We start from the raw sequence: 23,951 nt of genomic DNA, 5'->3' as shown, positions 1-23,951 counted from the left end.
CGTATGTCCGGTGCTGTGAGAGGACGGCGGTTAGTCACCGCCTCCTACTCGATTTTTCCTAATATTTCTTCCGGGCCGTCTGGACAGGCTCGCTGGTCAGATCCATCCCCAGCTTCTTGTAGATCTTGATGTCCACCTCGGAGAGCATCACCGAGGTATGCACCTGGCAGCCCCGGAGGTTCGGGAGCTGCTCCAGGGAGCGCCTGGCATTGTCGTCATGGCAGGCCTCCAGGGACAGGGCGATCAGCACCTCGTCCGTGTGGAGCCTGGGATTCTTCCCGCCCAGGTAGCGCACCTTCAGATTCTGGATGGGCTCGATGGCCTCGGGCTTGATCAGCTTCGTATCATGCTCCACTCCCGCCAGGTATTTCAGGGCGTTCAGAAGCAGGGCGGCGGAGGCCCCCAGGAAGTCCGAAGTCTTGGAGGTGATGATGCGCCCGTCCGCCAGCTCGATGGCTGCGGTGGGCACCCCCAGCTCCTCCGCCCGTTCCCTGGCGGCCACGGTGACCTTCCTGTCCGCGGCGGTGATCTTGGCCTGCTTCATCAGCAGCTCTATCTTGTAGACCTCTGTCTCGGGGCCCCCCTCCCGCACCACCTTGTTCAGGGAGGCGTAGTACCGGCGGATGATCTCCATCCGGGAGGCCTCGCAGCAGGCCTCGTCGTCTATGATGCAGTTCCCCGCCATGTTCACCCCCATGTCCGTGGGGGATTTGTAGGGGTTCTCCCCGTAGATGCCCTCGAAGATGGCGTTCAGCACCGGGAAGATTTCGATATCCCGATTATAATTTACCGTGGTTTCGCCATAGGCCTCCAGGTGGAAGGGGTCTATCATGTTCACATCGTTCAAATCCGCGGTGGCGGCCTCGTAGGCCAGGTTGATGGGGTGCTTTAAGGGTATGTTCCAGATGGGGAAGGTCTCGAACTTGGCGTACCCGGCCTTGGTGCCCCGAAGGTTCTCATGGTAGAGCTGGGAGAGGCAGGTGGCCATCTTCCCGCTGCCCGGGCCCGGGGCCGTGACCACCACCAGAGGCCTGGAGGTCTCTATGTAGTCGTTCTTCCCGTAGCCGTCTTTGCTGACGATCAGGGGCACATTGGAGGGATACCCTTCGATGGTATAGTGGAGGTATACTTTGATGCCCTTCTTCTCCAGCTTGGCCTTGAACTGCTCCGCGCTGTGCTGCCCGGCGTAGTGGGTGATGACCACGCTGCCCACATACAGGCCCCTGCCCTGGAACTCGTCCCGCAGCCGCAGCACGTCCACGTCATAGGTTATCCCCAGGTCCCCCCGAATCTTGTTCTTCTCGATGTCGGCGGCGCTGATGACGATGACTATCTCCGCGTAGTCGGAAAGCTGCATCAGCATCCGCAGCTTGGAGTCCGGCGCGAAACCGGGAAGCACCCTGGACGCGTGGAAATCGTCGAAGAGCTTGCCGCCGAATTCCAGGTAGAGCTTGTCCCCGAACTTGGCGATGCGCTCCTTGATATGCTCGGACTGCATCTTCAGGTATCTGTCATTGTCAAAACCGATTTTCATTCTGCCGCCTCCTGATTTTTTCAAAAAATACTTTTCTATTCTACCACATTTCCGGGGGGATGGGAATGGGGAAATTGATATTTTGGGGGAGGATTGTTTGACATTTGTGTCAGGTCATATTATCATGGAAATAGAAGAGGGAAGAAGGGAGCGCAGGGCTATGGGGATATACGTGAATCCGGGGAACATATCGTTCCAGGAGGCCATAAACTCTAAGATTTATGTGGACAAAAGCGGGCTGATTCCCTACACCAACAGCGTCATCCGCACCCGGCAGAAGAACCTGTGCGTCAGCCGCCCCAGGCGCTTCGGGAAGTCCATGGCGGCTGACATGCTGGTGGCGTACTACAGCAGGGGCTGTGACTCCGGCAGGCTGTTCTCCGGGCTTAAGGCGGAGGAAGACGCGTCCTTCATGGGCCACCTGAACCGCCATAATGTGATCCGGTGGGACGTGCAGCGTTTCGTGGAAAGCAAAAGCGGCTACGACAGGTTCATAGATGACATCGAGGACAGGGTGATCCGGGACTTGAAGCGGGAGTTCCCGGAATGCGGCGGTTTCCCGGAGGGCAGCAGGCTGAAGACGGTTCTGGACGAGATATACGGCCAGACCGGCCAGGGATTCGTCTTCATCATCGATGAATGGGACTGCGTGTTCCGCCTGGCCAAGGAGCGGAAGGAGGTACAGAGGGAGTACATGGACTTCCTGCGGGGCCTGTTCAAGGGGGCGGAGTACGTGGACCTGGCGTACATGACGGGTATCCTGCCCATTAAGAAGTATGGGGAGCATTCGGCTCTGAACATCTTCGAGGAATACTCCATGATCGACTCCTCGGAGCTGACCACGCTGTTCGGCTTTACGGAGGAGGAAGTCCATGGACTGTGCACCGGCACGGGCATGGATTTCCGGGATGTGGAGAGATGGTATGACGGCTATCTGATGAACGGCATCCATATCTATAACCCCAAGTCTGTGGTGGATGCTGTGCGGCGGGGGAAATGCAGGAGCTACTGGACCGGCACAGAGACCTATGAGGCGCTGAAGGCCTATATCGATTTGAACTTGGATGGGCTCAGGGAGGCGGTTGTGGGGATGCTGTCGGGCATGCGCTGTTGGGTGGACACTACTACTTCCCAGAATGATATGACTACATTCAAGACCAGAGACGATGTGCTCACCCTTTTGATACATTTGGGGTATCTGGCCTATGATGAGGGCACAGAGGAAGTCTTCATCCCCAACCAGGAGATAGCGCAGGAATACCTGAGGGCAGTAAAGGTAGGCGGCTGGGACGACCTGACAGAAGTCTTGAACCGGTTGGAGGAGCTGTTGTGCAGCACCTGGGCTCTGGACGGGGAGGCGGTGGCTGCGGGGATATCCGCTATCCACAGCGAGGCCGCCTCTCCATTAGAATACAACGATGCGAACTCCCTGATTTGCACCGTCCTCATGGCCTACTACAGTGCGAAGGCCTATTACCTGAACCCCATCATGGAACTGCCCTCCGGAAAGGGCTACGCAGATATAGTCTATCTGCCGATGCGGAACACAGCCCGCCCGGCGCTGGTGGTGGAGCTGAAATGGAACAAATCCGCCCGGGGAGCCATAGCCCAGATCAGGGACAGGCAGTACGCCTCATGGATTCAGGGATACACGGGGGATATCCTGCTGGTGGGAATCAACTACGATAAGAAGAGCAAGGAACATACCTGCACCATTGAGGCCTGGAGGAAGGAAGAGGACAATCTGTGAATCAATATACTATCCGTAAATGGGGGAAGAGATTTATGTACCCATTGGAAAATGATTTGCAGATATATACTGTAAATAGAATATAAGTATTCAATAAGCAGAAAGCCCGGCCATGATTTGACGGAAGGATTTATTTTTCATGGTAGAAATAATAGCCGCATGCGTTCTTTTTTTGATATCGGCAGGACTGTTCATCTTGAGTTACCGTTCTTTTCGGGAAAAAGGTTTTTTGCTCAATAACGCATACATTTATGCGTCAGAGCAAGAACGGGAGCGTATGGAAAAGAAGCCGTACTATCGTCAGTCCGCTATCGTGTTACTGCTGCTGGGATTCAGTTTCGTATTCAACGGAATGGCGCTTCTGCAGGGCGCTGACTGGCTGTATTGGCTTGTGGGAATAAGCGTAGCCATTACGATTGTCTATGCAATCGTTTCAAGCATCATGGTTGTAAAACGATAGTAAGGAATTGTCTACAAATAACTGCTGCGAGTTGAACGCTGTTTTCCCTGTTTTTCAAGGCTTTTTCCTACAGAAATTGCAGCAGTTATTTTCCGACAGTTACTAAGGAATTAGGAAAGACAGCAAAGACAAGTCCCCGGGCCATGAATCCTTAAGCCGGGCCCTGTCTTTTCCGAAGTGGCGACATCTATTTATAAGCATTCTCGGTACTTGCATGCCACCCCGCCCTATAATACAATGTACGAAACAGATTCAGGAGACGGAACAGAGGGGGAAGCGATGGCATCGACAAAAACGCTTTGGCGTATCATAACATTCTTTTTTCGGAAAATACCCATGGAAAGCGCCTTCTCAAGCCTGGCCTATATCCTGGAGCATCTCCATCCCACCATCATGACTTTGCTTTCCGCCGCCCTGTTCGAGGCTGCGGGAAACTGCCTTGCGGGAGATGGCGGGACGGCAGGGATTTATGTCTATCCGTCTATTGTCATACTTTATTTCATTGTATACAACATCCTGCGCTCCTTCTCCAGCATATGCATCAATGCAGGCGTCTACGAGAAAGCCATGTTCCTGCTGAAGGACGACCTGGCCGAGGCTGCATCCAGGCTCCCCCTGGTCCGGTTTGAGGACGGGGAGATGCTTGCCCGCAGGAAACGGGCCCAGGAATGCGTGCAGAACGACCGCATCCCCGGAATCTTCATGCTGCTGATCGTCCTGACCACATCCGTTGCAGGCATCCTCTCGCTGCTGGCCGCCCTGTGGGCATACCATCCCCTGCTCCCAATCATCGCCGCTGCCAGCGTGGCCCAGTTCTTCCTGTCCCACTGGCTGCTGGAGCGGGAGGGCTATCGCCTGGAGGAGGCAGTCACCGGAAGGAAGCGGCAGCGGGACTATATATGGTCCCTGTTCACCAGTCCGGGAAACGTGAAGGAGATGCGGGTCATGGGCTTCGACGGCTACCTGGCAGACCGATGGAAGGAGGAGCGGGACAGCGTGAATGAGGCCCAGTGGAGGCTGGACAGGAAAAAGAGCCGTTATCACCTGCTCTGCGATGCCGTAAAGACCCTGGGCTACCTCACGGGCGTGGCCTTCTGCCTGTGGCTGCTCCGGGAGGGCATGATATCCGCCCCGGTGTTCGGCGCGTGCCTGGTGGCATTCGCCAGCGTCCAGGACGTGGTTGGGAACTTCTTCGGCTCCCTGGGAAAAATCCCGGGCTTCCTGGGGCTGGCGGCGGACTATTTTGCCTTTATAGATGACGGCGCCCCGGAACAGGAGGGGCTTCTGGAGCTTTCGGAGCCGATCAGAGCCATTGAATTGAAGGATGTCAGCTTCCGGTATCCCCATGGCGGGAAAGAGGCAGTGAAATCCGTCTCCCTGACGATTCGGCAGGGGGAGGTGGTGGCGCTGGTGGGGGCCAACGGGAGCGGGAAGACCACGCTGGTGAAGCTGCTGCTGGGAATCTACCTGCCGGAGCGGGGAGAGGTCCGCTATAACGGAACGGATCTGCGGAGGCTGCGGAAGGAATCCCTGTACAGGCATGCGGCGCTCCTGACCCAGGACTTCGCCCTGTACAATCTTACCCTGGCGGAGAATGTGGCCCTGGCGGACATCGGCCGGGTGGGGGACAGGGAGCGCGTCCGGGAAGTGCTGAGACGGGTGGACATGGATGGAGGGTTTTGCGGAGCGGAAGACTGGGGAGGGTGCAGAGCCTTGAGAGAAAGCGAAAGTCAGGGAGGCGGCATTTTAGGGCGGGAGTTCGGAGGCCCTGCATTCTCGGAAGGGCAGAAGCAGCGCCTGGCGCTGGCCAGAGTGCTGTTTGCCGACAGAGAGCTGGTCATCCTGGACGAGCCCACCTCCGCTTTGGATCCCCTCCAGGAGAACCGTATCCTGGAGGAATTCCTGCGCCTGTCCGGAGGGCGCACCACGATCATCATTTCCCACCGGGTAGGGCTGTGCCGCCAGGTGGACAAAATCGCCGTGATGCAGGACGGGAGCATCGCGGAATGGGGCAGCCATGAGCAGTTGATGGCGGAAGGGGGAGCATACAGGAAACTCTACGACATGCAGAGCAGATGGTACACGGATACCGCTGATGCCCCCGGGCGGGATGCCCGTAGAGACAGGATGCCCGCAGAAACCCGCAGAAACGGGCGGAAGGAACCAGGATGACAGCCATGAAGCCGACCATGAAACCGACCAGATATAAAGTGATAGTCTCATCCCTTTTCCAGGCATGCCGGACAGAGATGTTCTGGTATCTGCTCACCATGCTGCTCCTTGCCCTCCTGGGCCCGCTGTCCCTCCTCTGCCGGGGCAGGCTCCTGGACGCCGCAGTCTCCGGAGAGGGGAAGCTCTTTGGGGAGATACTGCTCTTCGGAGGCATTTTTCTCCTGTCCCTCCTCATGACCTACGGCAACCGCCTGGGCAGACAGCGGATGCGCAAGAAGCTCTACGGCCATTTCTCGGAACAGGTGCTGGGAAAGTTCTCCAGGATCCGATACGCCGCCTATGAGTCCCAGGAGGCCCTTGACACCATAAAGCGGGCCGGGGACGCGCCTCAGGAGCACATCCTGGAATTCTTCACCACCTTTCTGGAGGCCGCCTCGGAGCTGATCCGCATCTGCTGTTACGGTGCTGTCTTCGCCGGGCTCTCCTTTTGGTGCCTGATTCTGGGGATACCGGCCTTCGGGGCCATGCTTTACTTCGATTTGAAGCGCATCCGCCTGATGATGGGGCTGTACGAGGGCCAGACCCGGGAGGAGCGCCTGATGGAGAGCTACGAAGGGGCCCTGAGCGGCAAAGAGACCCTCTACGACCTGAGGGTGGCCGGGGCCGTGCCCTTTTTCCTGAAAAAGAGGAAGGGGCTCAGCGACCGCATCGTAAAAGAGCGGTACAGGCGGACCATACAGTCCCAACTGGTCTACTCCTACGGGGAGATGGCCACGGTGCTGTGGATGGCCGTCGTGCTGTTCTTTTCCGTGAACGCCCTGTTAAAGGGAAAAGCCACCCTGGGCCTGTTCGTGGCTTTGGTGGGCTCCCTGCAGCAGATGGCGGGCACGTTCCGGGCATTGGGGGAGAAATATTCCGAACTGCAGAGGCGGGCGGCCTACGTGGGATACTATGTGGCCTTTCTGGAGCTGGCGGAGGCTCCGGCAGGGAAAACCGCCCTGACGGATCAGGAGGAGTCCCCGGCAGGGAAAACGGCCTTAACGGAAAAGGAGGAGCCCCTGGCAGGAAAAACGGCCCTGACCGATCAGGAGGAGTCCCCGGCAGGGAAAACGGCCTTGACGGAAAAGGAAGCCCTGGCCGGAAAAAAGGGAACCCGGGAGGCAGCGGGGAAGGGCATCCGCTTCGAGCATGTGACCTTCACCTACCCGGGGCGGAAGGAGCCTGCCCTCCGGGACGTGAGCTTCGCCATGGCTCCCGGGACGCGGACAGCCCTGGTAGGGCACAACGGTTCCGGAAAGTCCACCCTGGTGAAGCTGCTGTGCGGGCTCTACCAGCCGGACTCGGGCCATATCTTCATAGACGGACAGGATGTAGCGCAGATGTCCCCGGATGCGCTCCGGCGGCATTTCAGCGTGGTGTTCCAGGACTACGGAAAGTATTCCTTCACCGTCCGGGAAAACGTGGAGCTTGGCGACGTGGAGAAGATGCGGGCCCCTGTCCGGGAGCGGGAGAAGGCCGTCCGGGCTGCCCTGCGCCAGGGGCTGGCGGAGGACCTGGCGGGGATGCTGGAAAAGCCCCTGGGGACCCTTTCCCCGGAGGGCACGGGGCTCTCCGGCGGGCAGTGGCAGAGGCTGGCCCTGTCCAGAGCCTGCTACCGTGACAGCGCGATCTGTGTGCTGGACGAGCCCACAGCCTCCCTGGACCCCGTGGCGGAGAACGAACTGTATGCCAACTTCACGGAGATGATGCGGGAGCGCGCCTGCATCCTGATCTCCCACCGGCTGGCGGTGGCCAGGTACACGGATCGGATCCTGGTGCTGGAGGGCGGGAGGCTGGTGGAGGACGGGACCCACGGCTCGCTGATGGAGAGGGAGGGCGTGTACGCGTCCATGTACCTGGCCCAAAGCCATTGGTATGCTTCGGAAGAGCAAAGAAATACGCAAATAGGACTGGGAAACACTTTTTTTAAGAAAGGGGATATGTTATAGTAGATATGGACAAAGCGAGGGCGGAAATTCGACAGGGAGACGGATGTGGAGAGTTCAGGGGAGCGGGCAGAGGCAAGACGCGTGAAAACGAATGCGATCACCAACAATATATTTTGGATGCGGCATATTTTTTGTGCGAGCAAGGCCAGGATATTCCTGAATATTCTGATGACCATCATCCAGGCTGTATTCAACTTTATTTTTGATGTGTATATTTTCCTGATAGTGCTTGACGGTTGGCAGAATGGGGATGGATTTTGGAACATCTGCCGGAAGGTCGGGCTCATCTGCTTGGCGCAGATTGTTTTTCTGGCGGCTAGGAACTGGTACGAAAGCTGCTATGTGCCCCAATCGAACCTGAGGATATCCCAATATATGAGGAAGCTCGTCTCCGGGAAAATGAAGGAGATCGACCTGCTCTGCTATGGTGCCCCAGAGTTCTATGATGGATATATCCGGGCGATGCATGAGGTTGAAGGGCGCTCGGACGCCTTCCTGGCCTCGATGAATTCCTTCGTCAACAATCTGTTCGCCATTTTCTCCACATCCTTCGTGATCTTTACGATTGACCCTGCCTTCCTGGCCATCGCGCTGATCCCGCTGTTCGTGAGCTTCTTCATCGGAAAAGCCCAGGGAAAGGCGAGATTCGCCTGCCGTATGGAGACTTAGGCAAATGAGCGGGAGGAGGCTTATATAAGGCGCATATTCTATTCGAAGGAGTACGCAGAGGAGATGCGCACCACAGGGATTGCCCGTGTCCTGATAAGACATTTTGGTGATATCATGGAGGGGTTCCAGCGAATCGTCAGGAAGCATGGATTCCGGATGGCATTCTATGAATATCTGGACTATATGCTGATGGATGTGGTGGTCTATCTGGGGGGAATCGTGCTTGCCATATATAAGGCGGTAGTCACCAGGACGGTTGCGGTCAGCGGCGCATTGGTAGTGGCGAACACCATCAGCTCCGTCTCCTGGTCGATCCGCAGCTTTTCGGACATCCTTGTAGAGTTTCAGGAGCATGCCATGTACATCGGCACGTTCATGGAGTTTTTGGCTTATGAGCCGCAGCAGGGAGATGCCGCAGGGGAATCTGCAGCTTTCCTTCTGCCATGTTAGCCCTTGCCAGGGCGTTCGCCCGCGAATCGGATATCGTCATCCTGGACGAGCCCACAAGCGCGCTGGATCCCATGAGCGAATATGAGATGTGCAGAAGCATGCTGGAACTATGCGCCCGGCGGGCCTGCGTCGTCATCTCCCACAGGCTGGTGATAACGAAGGATGTGGACAGGATCCTGTTTCTGGAAAAAGGAAGGATAGCCGAAACGGGCTCCCATGAGGAATTGCTGAAGGAAAACGGAAGATATGCCCGGATGTGGAAGGTTCAGACGAAGGATATTCTTTGAACAGGGGGAGACGCACGATTTATACTGCTTAACGATTTCACTTGCCGTGAAACCGGACTGCATAACGCTGACAGGTTCATTCACATGATTACATTAGGCAGCATTCAGCGTTATGCAGTATATAAGAAAAGACGATTGGGCGATATTCCGAGGACGTTTGCTTGACGTTTCCGACAGGGCATATTATCATAGAGACAGAAAGATGACGGAAGGAGCATGAGGCTATGGGGATATATGTGAATCCGGGGAAGGCATCGTTTCAGGAGGCGATAAACTCTGAAATCTATGTGGATAAAAGCGGGTTGATAGCCTATATCAATGGTGTCATCCGAACCCAGCAGAAGAACCTCTGCGTCAGCCGTCCCAGGCGCTTCGGGAAGTCCATGGCGGCTAACATGCTGGCAGCCTATTACAGCCGCGGCTGCGATTCCAGTCGGCTGTTCTCCGGGCTTGCTATCGAAGGGGAAGAATCCTTTCCGATGCACCTGAACCGTCATAATGTGATTCGGTGGGATGTGCAGCGTTTCCTGGAAAGCAAAAGCGGCTACGACAGATTCATCAATGACATCGAGGATATGGTGATCCGGGACTTGAAGAAGGAGTTCCCGGAATGCGGCGATTTTCCGGAGGGCAGCAGGCTGAAGACGGTTCTGGACGAGGTATACGGACAGACCGGCCAGGGATTCGTCTTCATCATCGACGAATGGGACTGCGTGTTCCGCATGGCGAAGAAGCGGGAAGAGATGCAGAAAGCGTATCTGGACTTCCTGCGGGGCCTGTTCAAGGGCGCGGAGTACGTGGAATTAGCATATATGACGGGAATCCTGCCCATCAAGAAGTATGGGGAGCACTCGGCCCTGAACATCTTCGAGGAATACTCCATGCTTGACTCTGCGGAGCTGGCCATGTTTTTCGGTTTTACAGAGGAGGAGGTCCATGGACTGTGCACCAGTACGGGTATGGATTTCCAGGACGTGGAGAGATGGTACGACGGCTATCTGATGAACGGCATCCATATCTACAACCCAAAGTCTGTGGTGGACGCGGTGCGGCGGGGGAAGTGCAGGAGCTACTGGACCGGCACAGAGACCTATGAGGCGCTGAAGGTCTATATCGATTTGGATTTCGACGGGCTCAGGGAGGCAGTTGTGGGGATGCTTGGCGGCGCGCGCTGCAGGGTAGACGCCACCACCTCCCAGAACGACATGACTACCTTCAAGACCAAGGACGATGTGCTCACACTTTTGATTCATCTGGGGTATCTGGCCTATGATGAGGACACAGAGGAGGCCTTCATCCCGAACCAGGAGATAGCGCAGGAATATATGCGGGCCATAAAGGTGGGCGGCTGGGGCGGCCTGACGGAGGCCCTGAACTGCTCGGAGGAGCTGCTGCGCAGCACCTGGGCCCTGGACGGGGAGGCCGTGGCGGCGGGGATGTCCGCCATCCACGATGAGACAGCCTCTCTCCTGAAGTACAACAACGAGAACTCCCTGACCTGTACCGTCCTCATGGCTTACTACAGCACAAAGGCATACTATATGAACCCTATCATGGAGCTGCCCTCTGGAAAGGACTACGCAGACGTAGTCTATCTGCCCAAACGCGGCATAGGCCGCCCGGCTCTGGTGGTAGAGCTGAAATGGAACAAATCCGCCCGGGGAGCCATAGCCCAGATTAAGGACAGGCAATACGCGGCCTGGATTGCGGATTACACGGGCGACATCCTGCTGGTGGGAATCAGCTACGATAAGAAGAGCAAGGAGCACGCCTGTCTCATCGAGACCTGGAGGAAGACCTGAGACAAGGATTGACCATACGATTACAACAGGACGCTGATGCGGAAGTACAGCAAGATCATCGTGATGGACGGCGGGAGGATCGTGGAGAGGGGAAGCTTTGACGAACTGATGGAGAGGGAAGGGGCGTTCCATAGGCTGTATAAGGTTCTGGAGGAGTGATGGCGGACTGCGGAAAAGACGAGCGATACTTCGGAGGCGATTGTTGACGCTTCCGACAGGGCATATTATCATAGAGTCATAAAAGACGGCGGAAGGAGTGCGGGACTATGGGGATATATGTGAATATGGGCGATGCATCATTCGAAATGTCGCGGAATTCCGATATTTATGTAGATAAAAGCATGCTGATAGCCCAGATGAACAGAGCTTATCGGACGGAGCGGCGGTTCCTCTGCGTCAGCAGGCCCAGACGTTTTGGAAAGTCCATGGCGGCTAACATGCTGGCTGCTTATTACAGCCGAGGCTGCGATTCCAGGCGGCTGTTCTCCGGGCTTGCGATTGAGGGGGAGGAATCCTTTCCAGTGCACCTGAACCGCCATAACGTGATCCGGTGGGACGTGCAGCGTTTCCTGGAAAGCAAAAGCAGCTACGACAGGTTCATCGATGATATCGAACGCATGGTCATCCGAGACCTGAAAAGAGAGTTCCCGGAATGCGGCGATTTCCCGGAGGGCAGCAGGCTGAAGAGCGTACTGGACGAGATATACGGCCAGACCGGCCAGGGATTCGTCTTCATCATCGACGAATGGGACTGCGTGTTCCGCATGGCGAAGGAGCAGAAGGAGGTACAGAAGGCATATCTGGACTTCCTGCGGGGTCTGTTCAAGGGCGCGGAATACGTGGAGCTGGCGTACATGACGGGAATCCTGCCCATCAAGAAGTATGGGGAGCATTCGGCCCTGAATATTTTTGACGAGTATTCCATGACGGATCCTAAAGGTCTGGAGGAATATTTCGGTTTTACGGAGAAAGAGGTGCTGGGGCAATGTGAAAAGCAGGGAGTGGACTACGGAGAGATGGAGAGGTGGTACGACGGCTACCTGATCGGCGGGAGCCATATCTATAACCCGAAGTCCGTGGCGGATGCGCTGACATGGAAGCGGTTCAGGAGCTATTGGACGGGAACGGAGACCTATGAGGCATTGAAGGTCTATATCGAGAGGGACTTTGACGGGCTGAAGGAGGCGGTGGTGGAGATGCTTGGCGGAAGGCCCTGCAGGATCAGGCCGGAGAAGTTCCAGAACGACATGACCACGTTCGGGACAAAGGATGACGTGCTCACACTGCTGGTCCATCTGGGCTACCTCTCCTATGACGGGGAGTCTGGCGAAGTGTTTATCCCGAACCTGGAGATTACCCAGGAATTCCTGAACGTGGTGGACAGCCCGAGCTGGGGCGGCCTGACGGATGCCCTGAACCGCTCGGAGGAGCTGCTGCGCAGCACCTGGGCACTGGACGGGGAGGCCGTGGCGGCGGGGATGTCCGCCATCCACGGCGAGACGGCATCCCTCCTGAAATACAACAACGAGAACTCCCTGACCTGTACCGTCCTCATGGCCTACTATAGCGCAAAAGCATACTACATGAACCCTGTCATGGAGCTGCCCTCCGGCAAGGGCTACGCAGACGTAGTCTATCTGCCAAAACGTGACACGGCCCGCCCGGCCCTGGTGGTGGAGCTGAAATGGAACAAATCCGCCCGGGGGGCCATAGCCCAGATTAAGGACAGGCAGTACGCGTCATGGATCCAGGGATACACCGGCGACATCCTGCTGGTGGGAATCGCATACGACAAAAAGAGCAAGGAGCATGCCTGCGCCATCGAGGCCTGGAAGAAGGAGGAGTAGGCCTGGCAGGCGATATTATTCTGGCAGCGGAACCCGGCCTCGGAGCCACTGGTATGTTTCGCAGGAGGGAGGGCATGCTGGGAGGGATGGGGCCGCGGATCCGGAAGCCATGGAAGAAGGGGCGGGACTGCCGGATATCTGCGGCGCTCTATAAGGGATAAGTTTAGAAATCTTTAAGAGTTGGGGGATTTTTTTCACATTTCTGCTATTGATTTATCAATTGGTTGTTACTATAATAGAAAATGCTTTGCACTTTCTATCATCAAAGTGCTATAATGAATAAGACCCATTGCGCCGGGACTGTATCCGGTGGCCATGGGCCTGAGACGAAGAGGCAAAATAAGAGACGTGACGAAACGGAGCTGTTATGGACAATCAAATGAACCAATATGACAATGGCGGAGGATACAACAACGGCGGGCGGGGCAACATGCCCGGAGGGAACGGCGGCAACGGGAACGGCAACCAGCCCCCCAGGCGGCCCAACCTCATGATGATACTGCTGGCAGGACTGAGCACGGTCCTGCTGGTCTTCATGCTCTGGAACCTGATGTTCGGCTCCAGCGGCAGCTCCCAGGAGATCAGCTATACCAAATTCCTGGAATACATCAACGCGGATCAGGTGGAGGCCGTGGAGGTGCAGAGCACAGGGCAGGTGCTGTTCACTTTGAAGGAGGGGGTCAAGGCTCCCGTGGAGGCGGCCCCGGCGGTGCCGGGATATCCCTTCTACGGCAATGCGCAGACCACCTACTCCACCGTCATCATGGAGGACCTGGACACCCTCACCTCCCGGTTGGAGGCCCACGGCGTGGACGGCACCAGGATACTCAGCGACAATTCCGGCCGCATCCTGGATATATTGCTGTACGTGGTGCTGCCGGTGCTGCTGATGTGGATCCTGCTGGGGGTGGTGTTCAAGAAGATGGGCGGCGCAGGCGGCCCCATGGGCGTGGGCAAGAGCAACGCCAAGGTCTATGTCCAGAAGGAGACGGGAGTCACCTTCAAGGACGTGGCCGGTGAGGACGAGGCCAAGGAGTCCCTGGTGGAGGTGGTGGACTTCCTCCACAATCCCGGGAAATATTCCAAAATCGGCGCCAGGCTCCCCAAGGGCGCGCTGCTGGTGGGCCCTCCCGGAACGGGCAAGACCCTGCTGGCCAAGGCTGTGGCCGGAGAGGCCCATGTGCCCTTTTTCTCCCTGACGGGCTCCGACTTCATAGAGCTCTACGTGGGCGTGGGGGCCAGCCGTGTGCGCGACCTGTTCAAGGAAGCCACCAAGAACGCCCCCTGCATCATCTTCATAGACGAAATCGACGCCATCGGCCGCAGCCGCGACTCCAAGTACGGCGGCGGGAACGAGGAGCGGGAGCAGACCCTGAACCAGCTGCTGTCCGAGATGGACGGCTTCGACAGTTCCAAGGGCATTTTGATATTAGGTGCGACTAACCGCCCGGAGATCCTGGACAAGGCCCTGCTGCGCCCCGGCCGCTTCGACAGGCGCATCATCGTGGATAAGCCGGATTTGAAGGGCCGCGTGGAGATATTGAAGGTCCACGCCAAGGACGTGAAGATGGACGAGACCGTTGACCTGGACGCCATCGCACTGGCCACCAGCGGCGCGGTGGGCTCCGACCTGGCCAACATGATCAACGAGGCGGCCATCAATGCCGTGAAGGAGCGCAGGGACTATGTGTGCCAGAAAGACCTCTTCGATGCGGTGGAGGTGGTGCTGGTGGGCAAGGAGAAGAAGGACCGCATCATGAGCAGGGAGGAGCGCAAGATCGTGTCCTACCACGAGGTGGGCCACGCCCTGATCAGCGCCCTGCAGAAGAATTCCGAGCCCGTGCAGAAGATCACCATCGTGCCCCGGACCATGGGGGCATTGGGATACGTGATGCATGTGCCCGAGGAGGAGAAGTACCTGAACACCGAGGCGGAGCTGCGGGATATGCTGGTGAGCCTGGTGGGCGGCAGGGCTGCCGAGGAGGTGGTCTTCGACACCGTCACCACCGGCGCTGCGAATGATATCGAGAAAGCCACCGACATCGCGCGGAATATGGTGACCCGCTACGGCATGAGCAAGAAGTTCGGCCTGATGGGGCTGGCCACGGTGGAGAGCCAGTACCTGGAGGGAAGGACGGCCCTGAACTGCAGCGACGCCACAGCGGCCCAGATCGACGCGGAAGTGGTGGAGATATTGAAGGGAAGCTATGACAAGGCCCTGGAGCTGATCCGGGAGAACAGAGGGGTCATGGATAAGCTGGCGGAGTTCCTGATCGAGAAGGAGACCATCACCGGCAAGGAGTTCATGCAGATTTTCCGCCGGGAGAAGGGCCTACCGGAGCCTGAGGAAACAGAATCCGGGGAAGCGGAATCCGGAGGGCCGGGACAGGCGGCCGGGAAGGAAGGCCGGGACGGAGAGGCCGCGAAGGGACAGGAGGCCGCTGCGGCTCCCGCCCGGGAAACGGCCGGGGAGAAGGCCGCGGCTGTGCCGGGAGCGGAGCCTGCCTCCGAAGCGGATGCGGATGCGGAGAAAGCGGAGGAGAGCCGCCGGAATCCCGAACCGTCGGATTCCGCGGAAGGCGATGGGGACGCCCGGCAGCCGCAGCCCGCAGCCAGGGCGGAAGCCCCGGTGGAAGAGCCGCAGGGTGCGCCGGCGCAGGAGAGCGCCGGGAACGCTGTCCCGCAGCCCCGTGAGTCTGCCCCCCGGCCGGAGCAGAGCGCCTGGACGGGCGGCAAAGAGGCCCCGGAGCAGGTTTCCCAAGCGGAGGCATCCGGGGAGCAGGAATCCGACGCCCGCCCCGTAGGCAGGTTCTCCAACGGCAGGATAGAGTAAGAAAATCAGGCAAGCCTTTCTCATACAGTGGGAGAGGCTTGGTTTTTCATGTACGGACAGTGGAGGAAAGCATTCCCCTGTCCAATCGTAGAAGGAGCCTCTATGTTGTTCAACATCGAAGAAGAATTGAAGAAACTGCCCAAAGAGCCCGGCGTCTACATCATGCGTGACGACAAGGATGTCATCCTGTATGTGGGCAAGGCCGTGAACCTCCACAACCGCGTCCGCTCCTATTTCCGGGAGAACATCGGCAGAGGCCCCGCCATCGACAAGATGGTGTCCCTGATCGCCCGGTTCGAGTACATCGTCACGGACTCCGAGCTGGAGGCCCTGGTGCTGGAGAACAACCTGATCAAGGAGAACTCCCCCAAGTACAACACCCTGCTGAAGGACGACAAGACCTACCCCTACATCAAGGTGACTCTGGGGGAGGAGTACCCCAGGGTACAGTTCTCCCGGCTCATGAAGAAGGACAAGTCCAAATATTTCGGCCCCTACACCAGCGCCGCGGCGGTGAAGGACACCATCGAGCTGCTGAACAAGCTCTACCGGCTCCGCACCTGCAACCGCAGCCTCCCCAGGGACATCGGCTCGGAGCGGCCCTGCCTGAACTACCATATCAAGCAGTGTCTGGGGCCCTGCCAGGGCTATGTCGCCAGGGAGCAGTACCGGGAGCAGGTGGAGCAGGCCCTGGAGTTCCTGAACGGAAACTACAGCCCGATCCTGAAGGAGCTGGAGGGGAAGATGCGCGCCGCCGCGGAGGAGCTGGACTTCGAGGCCGCGGCGGGATACCGGGACCTCTACAACAGCGTGAAGCAGGTGGCCCAGAAGCAGAAAATCACCGACAGCGCAGGGGAGGACAAGGACGTCATCGCCCTGTACCAGGACGACAGGGAGGCCGTGGTGCAGGTGTTCTTCGTCCGGGACGGGAAGCTGATTGGCCGGGAACACTATTATATGACACATGTGTCGGAAAACGGCAAGGCGGAGATTCTGGAGAACTTCGTGAAGCAGTTCTACGCCGGGACGCCCTTCATCCCCAGGGAGCTGATGCTGCAGTACGAGATAGAGGACAGGGAGCTGATCGAGAAATGGCTCACCGGCCGCAAGGGCGGCAGGGTCTATGTCCGGGTGCCCAAAATCGGGGCCAAGGAGAAGCTGGTGGAGCTGGCCGCCCAGAACGCCAGGCATATCCTGGAGCAGGACAGGGAGCGGCTCAAGCGGGAGGAGGGACGCACCATAGGCGCGGCCAAAGAGATCGCCGCCCTGCTGGGGCTTGGGAAGATCGAGCGCATGGAGGCCTTCGACATCTCCAACATCAACGGCTTCGAGAACGTGGGCTCCATGATCGTCTTCGAGAAAGGGAAGCCAAAGCCCAGCGACTACCGGAAATTCCGCATCAAGACCGTCTCCGGCCCCGACGACTACGCCTGCATGCGGGAAGTCCTCACCAGGCGCTTCCGCCACGGGCTGGAGGAGAGCAAAGAACTGGAGGAGAAGGCGCTGGACGCAGCCTACGGGAGCTTCACCAGGTTCCCCGACCTGCTGATGATGGACGGCGGCAGGGGCCAGGTGAACATCGCCCTGTCCGTGCTCCGGGAGCTTGGCATCGCCATCCCCGTCTGCGGCATGGTGAAGGACGACAACCACCGCACCAGGGGCCTGTACTTCAACAATGTGGAGCTGCCCATAGACACCCGCTCCGAGGGCTTCAAGCTGATTACCAGGATCCAGGACGAGGCCCACCGCTTCGCCATCGAGTACCACAGGTCCCTGCGCAGCAAGGCCCAGGTGAAGTCCGTCCTGGACGGGATTCCCGGCGTAGGCCCCGCCAGGAGGAAGGCCCTGATGCGGAGCTTCGGATCCATCGAGGACATCAAGGCGGCTTCCGTGGAGGAGCTTGGCAGCCTGCCGGAAATCAACCGCAGGGCCGCGGAGGCCATCTACGACTTTTTCCACAAACCGGGGGAGGGCCCTGCCTGACCCCCGCCCCCTTTTCTGTTCTTTTTCTTTAGAAGGTCTTCACATTATGATTTTCTTATGTTACAATCAAGATACTATCATATCAGCCAGCAGAGCGGCTGTGGAAGGAAGACGGCCGCGAAATCATAAGCAGGAGACAAGCCATGGAAAGTGTCAGATTGACCCGCCTCATTGAAAAGATGAAACTGGAGAACCTTACGCCGGAGATCGATGTGTCGGATATCCGCCTCACCCAGCCCGAAATCAACCGGCCCGCGCTGCAGCTCACCGGCTATTTCGAGCATTTCGACGCCACCAGGCTCCAGATCATCGGCTTCGTGGAGTATACGTACATGGAGGGCCTGTCGGACGAAAGGAAGCGGGAGATCTACAACGAATTCATGGAGTATGACGTGTCCGCGGTGGTGTTCTGCCGGGAGCTGAAGCCTGACCCTATCTTCATGCAGGCGGCCCTCACCCACAAGATACCCCTTCTGTCCTCCAGGAAGACCACATCCATCTTCATGGCCGAGTCCATCCGGTGGCTGAACGTGAAGCTGGCCCCCTGCATCTCCGTCCACGGCGTGCTGGTGGACGTCTACGGGGAGGGGCTGCTGATCACCGGCGAGAGCGGCATCGGCAAGTCCGAGGCGGCCCTGGAGCTGATTCGGAGAGGGCACCGGCTGGTCACCGACGATGTGGTGGAGATCAGGAAGGTGAGCGACGACACGCTCGTAGGCTCCGCCCCGGACATGCTTAAGCACCTGATTGAGCTGCGTGGCATCGGCGTGGTGGACGTGAAAGCGCTCTTCGGCGCCTCCTCCGTCATGGACACCCAGAACATAGACCTTGTCATCCGCCTGGAGGACTGGGACAGGGACAAGGAGTACGACAGGCTGGGCCTGGAGGAGAACTACACGGAATACCTGGGCAACAAGGTGGTGTGCTACAATATCCCCATCCGCCCGGGCCGGAACCTGGCGGTAATCTGCGAGTCTGCCGCCGTCAACCACAGACAGAAGAAGATGGGCTACAACGCGGCCCAGGAGCTATACACCCGGGTACAGAATTCCTTCGCCAGGAACAGGGACGAGGACGAATGGTAGATTCTTCCGATAAGGGACGAGAAGGTACAGCAACAGCATAAAGCATAGAAAGGATCAGAGACGTATGAGCAAGTATGCATTTGGGGTGGATGTAGGAGGTACGACCGTAAAACTGGGCCTGTTCGACGGAGAGGGGACGCTCCTGGACAAATGGGAGATTCCCACGGTGACGGAGAACCAGGGGGAGGCCATCCTGCCGGACGTGGCGAAGAGCATCACGGCCAAGATGGAGGAGAAGGGCCTGGCGGAGGCGGACGTGGCGGGAATCGGCATCGGCGTTCCGGGGCCCGTGGACCGCAACGGCCTGCTGGTGGGCAGGGCGGTGAACCTGGGGTGGGATTCCCTTGACATACCGAAGGCCCTGGGCGCATATATTAAGGTACCGGTGAGGGCTGCCAACGATGCCAATGTAGCCGCCTTCGGCGAGCTGTGGCAGGGCGGCGGCAAGGGCTATGAGAACATGGTGGCCGTGACCCTGGGCACAGGCGTGGGCGGCGGCATCATCGTAGACGGCAGGCTCCTGGCCGGTTCCACGGGAGCCGGCGGCGAGATTGGGCATCTCCATCTCCAGGACGGGGAGGAGGAGCGCTGCAACTGCGGGAACAGCGGCTGTCTGGAGCAGTACGCTTCCGCCACGGGCATCGTGCGTCTGGCGAAGCGCCGCCTGGGGGAGGATGAGAAGGAAAGCGTCCTGCGCCGGGGAAAGGTCAGCGCCAAGGCCGTGTTCGATGCCGTGAAGGCAGGGGACGGGGTGGCCATAGAGATTGCGGAGCGCTTCGGGGACTATCTGGGCAAGGGCCTGGCCATCGTGGCGGCAGTGGTGAACCCGGAGGCCTTCGTCATCGGCGGCGGTGTGTCCAAGGCCGGGGATATCCTCCTGACCTTCGTGGAGCCCAATTTCAGGAAGTACGCGTTCCCCCAGTGCAGGGACGCGAAGTTCGTCCTGGCCGAGCTTGGGAACGACGCCGGCATCTACGGCGCGGCGGCATTGCTCCTGCGGGACAACGCGTAGCCGCGGCATACCTGCCGGGAATCAAATAGAAAAGGGAAGTCAATTTCAATGATCAGTGGAGCAGTGGTGGAAGCATTACAAAGATACGTGCCCCGGGACAACATCCACCTGCAGGAGCCAATGGCAGGCCACACTACCTTTCGGATAGGGGGACCTGCCGATTGCTTTGTGCAGTTGGAGGACGAGGAACAGCTTAGGAAAGTGCGGCGGTATCTGGGGCTGGCGGGCGTACCGTTTTTTGTGCTGGGCAACGGGAGCAATCTGCTGGTGGACGACGCCGGGTACAGGGGCGTAGTCCTGCAGATAGGACAAAAGATGAGCGATATTTCCGTACAGGGATGCCATATCATCGCCAAGGCAGGCGCTACCTTAAGGCAGGTGGCGGCCGCCGCTTTGGAGCACGGGCTTGCGGGCTTCGAGTTCGCCTCCGGCATACCCGGCACGGTAGGAGGCGGCGTGGTGATGAACGCCGGGGCCTACGGGGGAGAGATGAGCCAGGTGGTGAACCAGGTCCGGGTGGTGAGCAAGGAGGGCGAGTCCATGGAGCTGGACAACGATACCATGGAGTTCCGGTATCGCGGCAGCGTCATCCGGGGCAGCGCCTTCACGGTGACGGAGGTCACCTTCCGGCTGGAGCCGGGGGACAGGGAGGCCATCCGGGCGAAAATGGAGGAACTGGCCGCAAGGCGCAGGGAGAAGCAGCCCCTGGAGTACCCCAGCGCCGGCAGCACCTTCAAGCGGCCTGAGGGGCATTTCGCCGGGAAGCTGATCATGGAGGCGGGCTTCGCCGGATACCGGATCGGCGGCGCCCAGGTCTCCGAGAAGCACTGCGGCTTCGTGATAAATACCGGAGACGCCACGGCCCGGGATGTGCGGGCCCTCATAGAGGAGATACAGGCACGGGTGAAGGAGAGGTTCCGGGTGGACCTGGAGCCGGAGATTGTGTTTTTGGGATAGGACAGGGTTGTTGACATGGCCGTCCGGAGGATTGGGCGGCCGGAGGACATTATGAGATTCGTAGTAGTCACGGGGATGAGCGGCGGGGGGAAGAGCACCGCCCTGAAGATGCTGGAGGATGTGGGCTTTTACTGTGTGGATAATCTTCCGGTGTCGCTGGTGGAGAAATTCGCGGAGCTGGTCTCCATGCCCGGCAGCGAGGTGGGCAAGGTGGCCCTGGGGCTGGACGTGCGCTCCGACCAGAGCTTTGAGGATGCCACGAAGATTCTGGAGAAGCTTAAGAGCCTGGGCACGAAGCTGGAGATTCTCTTCATGGACGCTGACGAGGGCGTCCTGATCAAGAGATACAAGGAGACCAGGCGCGTCCATCCCCTTGCCATGGACAAGCGTGTGGAGGACGGCGTCAGAATCGAGCGCAGGGTACTTGAGAATATCCGCCGGCATGCCGATTATGTAATTGACACCTCGAACCTGCTCACAAGGGAGCTGAAGGAGGAGCTGAACCGCATTTTCGTGGAGGACGCGGCGTACAACAGCCTTATGGTGACGGTGATGTCCTTTGGCTTCAAGCACGGCATCCCGGCGGACGCGGATCTTGTGCTGGACGTGCGCTTCCTCCCCAATCCTTTTTATATAGAGGAGCTCAAATGCAAGACCGGGAACGACAGGGAGGTTCAGGAGTACGTGATGGGCTTCCGGGAGGCGGAGGTCTTCCTGGAGAAGCTCACGGACATGCTGGAGTTCCTGATACCGAACTATGTGAAAGAGGGAAAGAACCGCCTGGTGGTGGCCATCGGCTGCACAGGGGGGCAGCACCGTAGCGTCACGCTGGCGAGGGAGTTGTACCGGCGCATGAAGGGCAGGGGAGGGTACGGCTGCAAGCTGTACCACCGCGACATTACGCAGCAGGGGAAATAGACATGTCATTTTCTGGTGAAGTGAAGAAGGAGCTGGCAAAGCGGATGAATCCCGCCAGGCATTGCCAGATAGCGGAGCTGGCCGCCCTCATGAATTTCTGCGGCGCATATGGGCGAAGCGGGGGGGAATCCGGGGGAAAAGCCGGATATACCCTGGGCTTCCAGACAGAAAATGAGGCTGTGGCCAGAAAAGGCTTTACATTGCTGAAAAAAACATATAATATAGATACGGACAGGATATTGGACGAGGAGGAGCTCCAGGGGCTGTTTACGAAGCTGGGAAGCCCGGAAGAGCCGGTGAGCCCGCTCCTGATCAAGAACTCCTGCTGTAGGAGGGCTTTCCTGCGGGGGGCGTTCCTGGCCATAGGCTCTATGAGCAATCCCACCAAGGCATACCATCTGGAGTTCGACTGCACGGACGAGAGGAAGGCCTGGCAGCTCCAGGAAGCAATCAGGAGCTTTGAAATCGAATCCAAGATTATTCTCCGGAAGAAGTACCATGTGGTCTATTTAAAGGAGGGCTCCGGCATCGTGAACCTGCTGAGCGTCTGCGAGGCCCCGGTGTCCCTGATGAACCTGGAGAACATGCGGATCCTGAAGGAGATGCGAGGTGCCGTGAACCGGCGGGTGAACTGCGAGGCCGCCAATATAGCCAAGACCGTCACCGCGGCAGCCAGGCAGGTGGAGGATATTGAATTCCTGAGGATTCATTATGGCTTCCAGAACCTGCCGGAGCCCCTGCGCAGGATGGCGGAGATTCGATTGGAATATCCGGATGCCCCCCTGAAGGAGCTGGGCGAGCGCTTCGACCCGCCACTGGGAAAGTCCGGCGTAAACCATAGACTGCGCAGGCTCAGCGAGCTGGCGGAGAAAGCAAGATTATAAGTAACATAGGGACAATGGAACCAGAACATGCGTGCCAAAACGCGCAAGGAGGACAAATTCATGAAAAAGAAGCATATCAGCATCAATCTGGAGGGGGAGCAGATGGCAAGGCATATCGCCATGCTGGTGCAGAAGGCCAGCAAGTACGAAAGCTCCATCTACATCCAGTCCGGCGACAAGAGGGTGAATGCCAAGAGCATCATGGGCATGATGACGCTGGGAATGGACCTGAGCGAAAACCTGGAGATTTCCGCGGAGGGGACTGACGAGGAGACCGCGCTGGACGGAATCACGGGATTTCTCACCAGCGGGGAATAAAGGCGATGTCCTATGGAGAGAAAGCTGCTTTTTGTATACAATCCCAAAGCCGGCAAGGCCCAGGTCAGGAACAGGCTGGCTGATATACTGGATATCTTCGCCCAGGAGGGGTATGAGATTACGGTAGCGCCCACACAGAAGCGGGATGACGCAAGGGCTGTGGTGGCGGGCCGCCGGAAGGATTACGAACTGATAGTATGCAGCGGCGGCGACGGCACCCTGGACGAGGTAGTGACGGGAATGATCCAAAGCGGTCTGCGCACGCCCATCGGCTATATCCCCGCGGGGAGCACAAATGACTTCGGAGGCAGCATCTCCTTGCCCAAGAACATGGTGCGGGCCGCCCGGATAGCGGTGCGGGGCAGTGACTTTCCCTGCGACATCGGCACCTTCCGATATGACGATGTGGACGACGTGTTCGTATACATCGCCGCTTTCGGCCTGTTCACGGACGTGTCCTACGAGACCGGGCAGGAGATGAAGAACGTGCTGGGCCATATGGCGTATCTGCTGGAGGGCGTGAAGAGCCTGTCCTCGATACGCTCCTTTCCCATGAAGGTCAGTTGGGAGGGGAACGAGGTGGAGGACGATTTCATCTTCGGCATGGTGACCAACTCCCTTTCCGTGGGCGGCTTCAAGAATATCACCGGCAGGAACGTGAAGCTGGACGACGGCCTGTTCGAGGTGACGCTGATCAGGATGCCGAAGAGCCCCATCGAGCTGAGCAATATCATGATTTCTTTGCTCAACCGCTCCATCGACACCAACGCCATGTACTGCTTCCGCACCGCGGAGCTCACATTCGAGTCCAAAGAGGCCGTGGCATGGACCCTGGACGGCGAGAACGGCGGCAGCCACACAAAAGTGACCATACGCAATGTGTGTAAGGGAATGGACATCCGGGTAAAGCCGCTGCCGGAGTAGATAAAGGTAACCGGGCTATTCCAATTTACGGAAATATATGATATAATTTCCGTATTCGGCAATAGCTATCAATAAAAA

Annotated in this window: 21 protein-coding genes; 20 read left to right on the top strand and 1 reads right to left on the bottom strand. The window is 58.3% G+C overall.

Going from position 1 to position 23,951, the window contains the following annotated elements:
• Positions 1–58 precede the first annotated feature (58 nt).
• Positions 59–1,534: a DUF1846 domain-containing protein gene (locus tag Q2B33_RS01725; protein ID WP_300567923.1), complete on the bottom strand. Its 1,476-nt coding sequence runs from the start codon at positions 1,532–1,534 to the stop codon at positions 59–61.
• A gap of 160 nt (positions 1,535–1,694) precedes the next feature.
• Between Q2B33_RS01725 and Q2B33_RS01720 the strand changes: the two genes are divergently transcribed.
• The 20 genes from Q2B33_RS01720 to Q2B33_RS01625 all read left to right on the top strand — a co-directional run bounded on the left by Q2B33_RS01720 (position 1,695) and on the right by Q2B33_RS01625 (position 23,873).
• Positions 1,695–3,284: an AAA family ATPase gene (locus Q2B33_RS01720; RefSeq protein WP_300567934.1), complete on the top strand. Its 1,590-nt coding sequence runs from the start codon at positions 1,695–1,697 to the stop codon at positions 3,282–3,284.
• A gap of 139 nt (positions 3,285–3,423) precedes the next feature.
• Complete coding sequence (locus tag Q2B33_RS01715; RefSeq protein ID WP_300567921.1) at positions 3,424–3,744, top strand: DUF3784 domain-containing protein; 321 nt, start codon at positions 3,424–3,426, stop codon at positions 3,742–3,744.
• Positions 3,745–4,080: 336 nt separating this feature from the next.
• Positions 4,081–5,916: an ABC transporter ATP-binding protein gene (locus Q2B33_RS01710; protein WP_300567918.1), complete on the top strand. Its 1,836-nt coding sequence runs from the start codon at positions 4,081–4,083 to the stop codon at positions 5,914–5,916.
• 17 nt (positions 5,917–5,933) lie between these two features.
• On the top strand, positions 5,934–7,904 hold the full coding sequence (locus Q2B33_RS01705) for an ABC transporter ATP-binding protein (RefSeq protein WP_300815258.1): 1,971 nt from the start codon (positions 5,934–5,936) through the stop codon (positions 7,902–7,904).
• 5 nt (positions 7,905–7,909) lie between these two features.
• Positions 7,910–8,110 (top strand): hypothetical protein, encoded by a 201-nt coding sequence (locus Q2B33_RS01700; protein ID WP_300815260.1) that lies wholly within the window; start codon positions 7,910–7,912, stop codon positions 8,108–8,110.
• A 169-nt stretch (positions 8,111–8,279) separates the two neighbouring features.
• Positions 8,280–8,573 carry a hypothetical protein gene (locus Q2B33_RS01695; RefSeq protein WP_300567909.1) on the top strand — a complete coding sequence of 98 codons (294 nt, stop codon included), beginning with the start codon at positions 8,280–8,282 and terminating at the stop codon, positions 8,571–8,573.
• Between the two features lie 63 nt (positions 8,574–8,636).
• Positions 8,637–9,023: a hypothetical protein gene (locus Q2B33_RS01690; protein WP_300784076.1), complete on the top strand. Its 387-nt coding sequence runs from the start codon at positions 8,637–8,639 to the stop codon at positions 9,021–9,023.
• Positions 9,017–9,310 carry a hypothetical protein gene (locus tag Q2B33_RS01685; RefSeq protein WP_300567903.1) on the top strand — a complete coding sequence of 98 codons (294 nt, stop codon included), beginning with the start codon at positions 9,017–9,019 and terminating at the stop codon, positions 9,308–9,310. The genes Q2B33_RS01690 and Q2B33_RS01685 overlap by 7 nt, the downstream gene beginning before the upstream one ends.
• A gap of 224 nt (positions 9,311–9,534) precedes the next feature.
• Positions 9,535–11,112 (top strand): AAA family ATPase, encoded by a 1,578-nt coding sequence (locus tag Q2B33_RS01680; RefSeq protein WP_300567900.1) that lies wholly within the window; start codon positions 9,535–9,537, stop codon positions 11,110–11,112.
• A gap of 36 nt (positions 11,113–11,148) precedes the next feature.
• A complete protein-coding gene (locus Q2B33_RS01675; RefSeq protein WP_296461168.1) occupies positions 11,149–11,271 on the top strand; it encodes a hypothetical protein in 123 nt (40 codons plus the stop codon).
• Between the two features lie 107 nt (positions 11,272–11,378).
• A complete protein-coding gene (locus Q2B33_RS01670; RefSeq protein ID WP_300567895.1) occupies positions 11,379–12,959 on the top strand; it encodes an AAA family ATPase in 1,581 nt (526 codons plus the stop codon).
• A 367-nt stretch (positions 12,960–13,326) separates the two neighbouring features.
• Complete coding sequence (gene ftsH, locus Q2B33_RS01665) at positions 13,327–15,792, top strand: ATP-dependent zinc metalloprotease FtsH (RefSeq protein WP_300784073.1); 2,466 nt, start codon at positions 13,327–13,329, stop codon at positions 15,790–15,792.
• A gap of 105 nt (positions 15,793–15,897) precedes the next feature.
• Positions 15,898–17,775, top strand: a complete 1,878-nt coding sequence (uvrC, locus tag Q2B33_RS01660) for an excinuclease ABC subunit UvrC (RefSeq protein WP_300792024.1) — start codon at positions 15,898–15,900, stop codon at positions 17,773–17,775.
• Positions 17,776–17,918: 143 nt separating this feature from the next.
• Positions 17,919–18,860: an HPr(Ser) kinase/phosphatase gene (hprK, locus tag Q2B33_RS01655; RefSeq protein ID WP_300567889.1), complete on the top strand. Its 942-nt coding sequence runs from the start codon at positions 17,919–17,921 to the stop codon at positions 18,858–18,860.
• 64 nt (positions 18,861–18,924) lie between these two features.
• Positions 18,925–19,872 (top strand): ROK family glucokinase, encoded by a 948-nt coding sequence (locus Q2B33_RS01650; protein ID WP_300785321.1) that lies wholly within the window; start codon positions 18,925–18,927, stop codon positions 19,870–19,872.
• A 48-nt stretch (positions 19,873–19,920) separates the two neighbouring features.
• Positions 19,921–20,829, top strand: a complete 909-nt coding sequence (gene murB / locus Q2B33_RS01645; RefSeq protein ID WP_296477081.1) for a UDP-N-acetylmuramate dehydrogenase — start codon at positions 19,921–19,923, stop codon at positions 20,827–20,829.
• A 51-nt stretch (positions 20,830–20,880) separates the two neighbouring features.
• Positions 20,881–21,747: an RNase adapter RapZ gene (gene rapZ / locus Q2B33_RS01640; protein ID WP_296477079.1), complete on the top strand. Its 867-nt coding sequence runs from the start codon at positions 20,881–20,883 to the stop codon at positions 21,745–21,747.
• A gap of 2 nt (positions 21,748–21,749) precedes the next feature.
• Positions 21,750–22,631, top strand: a complete 882-nt coding sequence (gene whiA / locus Q2B33_RS01635; RefSeq protein ID WP_300567878.1) for a DNA-binding protein WhiA — start codon at positions 21,750–21,752, stop codon at positions 22,629–22,631.
• Between the two features lie 60 nt (positions 22,632–22,691).
• Entirely contained in the window at positions 22,692–22,949 is a 258-nt protein-coding gene (locus Q2B33_RS01630) for an HPr family phosphocarrier protein (protein ID WP_296463589.1), read from the top strand.
• Between the two features lie 12 nt (positions 22,950–22,961).
• Complete coding sequence (locus Q2B33_RS01625) at positions 22,962–23,873, top strand: diacylglycerol kinase family protein (RefSeq protein ID WP_300567875.1); 912 nt, start codon at positions 22,962–22,964, stop codon at positions 23,871–23,873.
• Positions 23,874–23,951 lie beyond the last annotated feature (78 nt).

The sequence above is a fragment of the uncultured Acetatifactor sp. genome (assembly GCF_948601915.1).
In the GTDB taxonomy this organism is placed as follows: domain Bacteria; phylum Bacillota; class Clostridia; order Lachnospirales; family Lachnospiraceae; genus Acetatifactor.
This window is presented reverse-complemented; position numbering and strand designations above follow the sequence as displayed.

What these genes read in the sequence shown, in the direction of transcription:
- whiA (WP_300567878.1), top strand. Translation starts at nt 21,750, where the DNA reads ATGTCATTTTCTGGTGAAGTGAAGAAGGAGCTGGCAAAGCGGATGAAT.
- Q2B33_RS01710 (WP_300567918.1), top strand. Translation starts at nt 4,081, where the DNA reads ATGGAAAGCGCCTTCTCAAGCCTGGCCTATATCCTGGAGCATCTCCAT.
- Q2B33_RS01715 (WP_300567921.1), top strand. Translation starts at nt 3,424, where the DNA reads ATGGTAGAAATAATAGCCGCATGCGTTCTTTTTTTGATATCGGCAGGA.
- Q2B33_RS01700 (WP_300815260.1), top strand. Translation starts at nt 7,910, where the DNA reads ATGGACAAAGCGAGGGCGGAAATTCGACAGGGAGACGGATGTGGAGAG.
- Q2B33_RS01685 (WP_300567903.1), top strand. Translation starts at nt 9,017, where the DNA reads ATGTTAGCCCTTGCCAGGGCGTTCGCCCGCGAATCGGATATCGTCATC.
- murB (WP_296477081.1), top strand. Translation starts at nt 19,921, where the DNA reads ATGATCAGTGGAGCAGTGGTGGAAGCATTACAAAGATACGTGCCCCGG.
- Q2B33_RS01630 (WP_296463589.1), top strand. Translation starts at nt 22,692, where the DNA reads ATGAAAAAGAAGCATATCAGCATCAATCTGGAGGGGGAGCAGATGGCA.
- Q2B33_RS01695 (WP_300567909.1), top strand. Translation starts at nt 8,280, where the DNA reads ATGAGGAAGCTCGTCTCCGGGAAAATGAAGGAGATCGACCTGCTCTGC.
- ftsH (WP_300784073.1), top strand. Translation starts at nt 13,327, where the DNA reads ATGGACAATCAAATGAACCAATATGACAATGGCGGAGGATACAACAAC.
- Q2B33_RS01680 (WP_300567900.1), top strand. Translation starts at nt 9,535, where the DNA reads ATGGGGATATATGTGAATCCGGGGAAGGCATCGTTTCAGGAGGCGATA.
- rapZ (WP_296477079.1), top strand. Translation starts at nt 20,881, where the DNA reads ATGAGATTCGTAGTAGTCACGGGGATGAGCGGCGGGGGGAAGAGCACC.
- Q2B33_RS01705 (WP_300815258.1), top strand. Translation starts at nt 5,934, where the DNA reads ATGAAACCGACCAGATATAAAGTGATAGTCTCATCCCTTTTCCAGGCA.
- Q2B33_RS01690 (WP_300784076.1), top strand. Translation starts at nt 8,637, where the DNA reads ATGCGCACCACAGGGATTGCCCGTGTCCTGATAAGACATTTTGGTGAT.
- Q2B33_RS01675 (WP_296461168.1), top strand. Translation starts at nt 11,149, where the DNA reads ATGCGGAAGTACAGCAAGATCATCGTGATGGACGGCGGGAGGATCGTG.
- Q2B33_RS01670 (WP_300567895.1), top strand. Translation starts at nt 11,379, where the DNA reads ATGGGGATATATGTGAATATGGGCGATGCATCATTCGAAATGTCGCGG.
- Q2B33_RS01650 (WP_300785321.1), top strand. Translation starts at nt 18,925, where the DNA reads ATGAGCAAGTATGCATTTGGGGTGGATGTAGGAGGTACGACCGTAAAA.
- Q2B33_RS01720 (WP_300567934.1), top strand. Translation starts at nt 1,695, where the DNA reads ATGGGGATATACGTGAATCCGGGGAACATATCGTTCCAGGAGGCCATA.
- Q2B33_RS01625 (WP_300567875.1), top strand. Translation starts at nt 22,962, where the DNA reads ATGGAGAGAAAGCTGCTTTTTGTATACAATCCCAAAGCCGGCAAGGCC.
- hprK (WP_300567889.1), top strand. Translation starts at nt 17,919, where the DNA reads ATGGAAAGTGTCAGATTGACCCGCCTCATTGAAAAGATGAAACTGGAG.
- Q2B33_RS01725 (WP_300567923.1), bottom strand. Translation starts at nt 1,534, where the DNA reads ATGAAAATCGGTTTTGACAATGACAGATACCTGAAGATGCAGTCCGAG.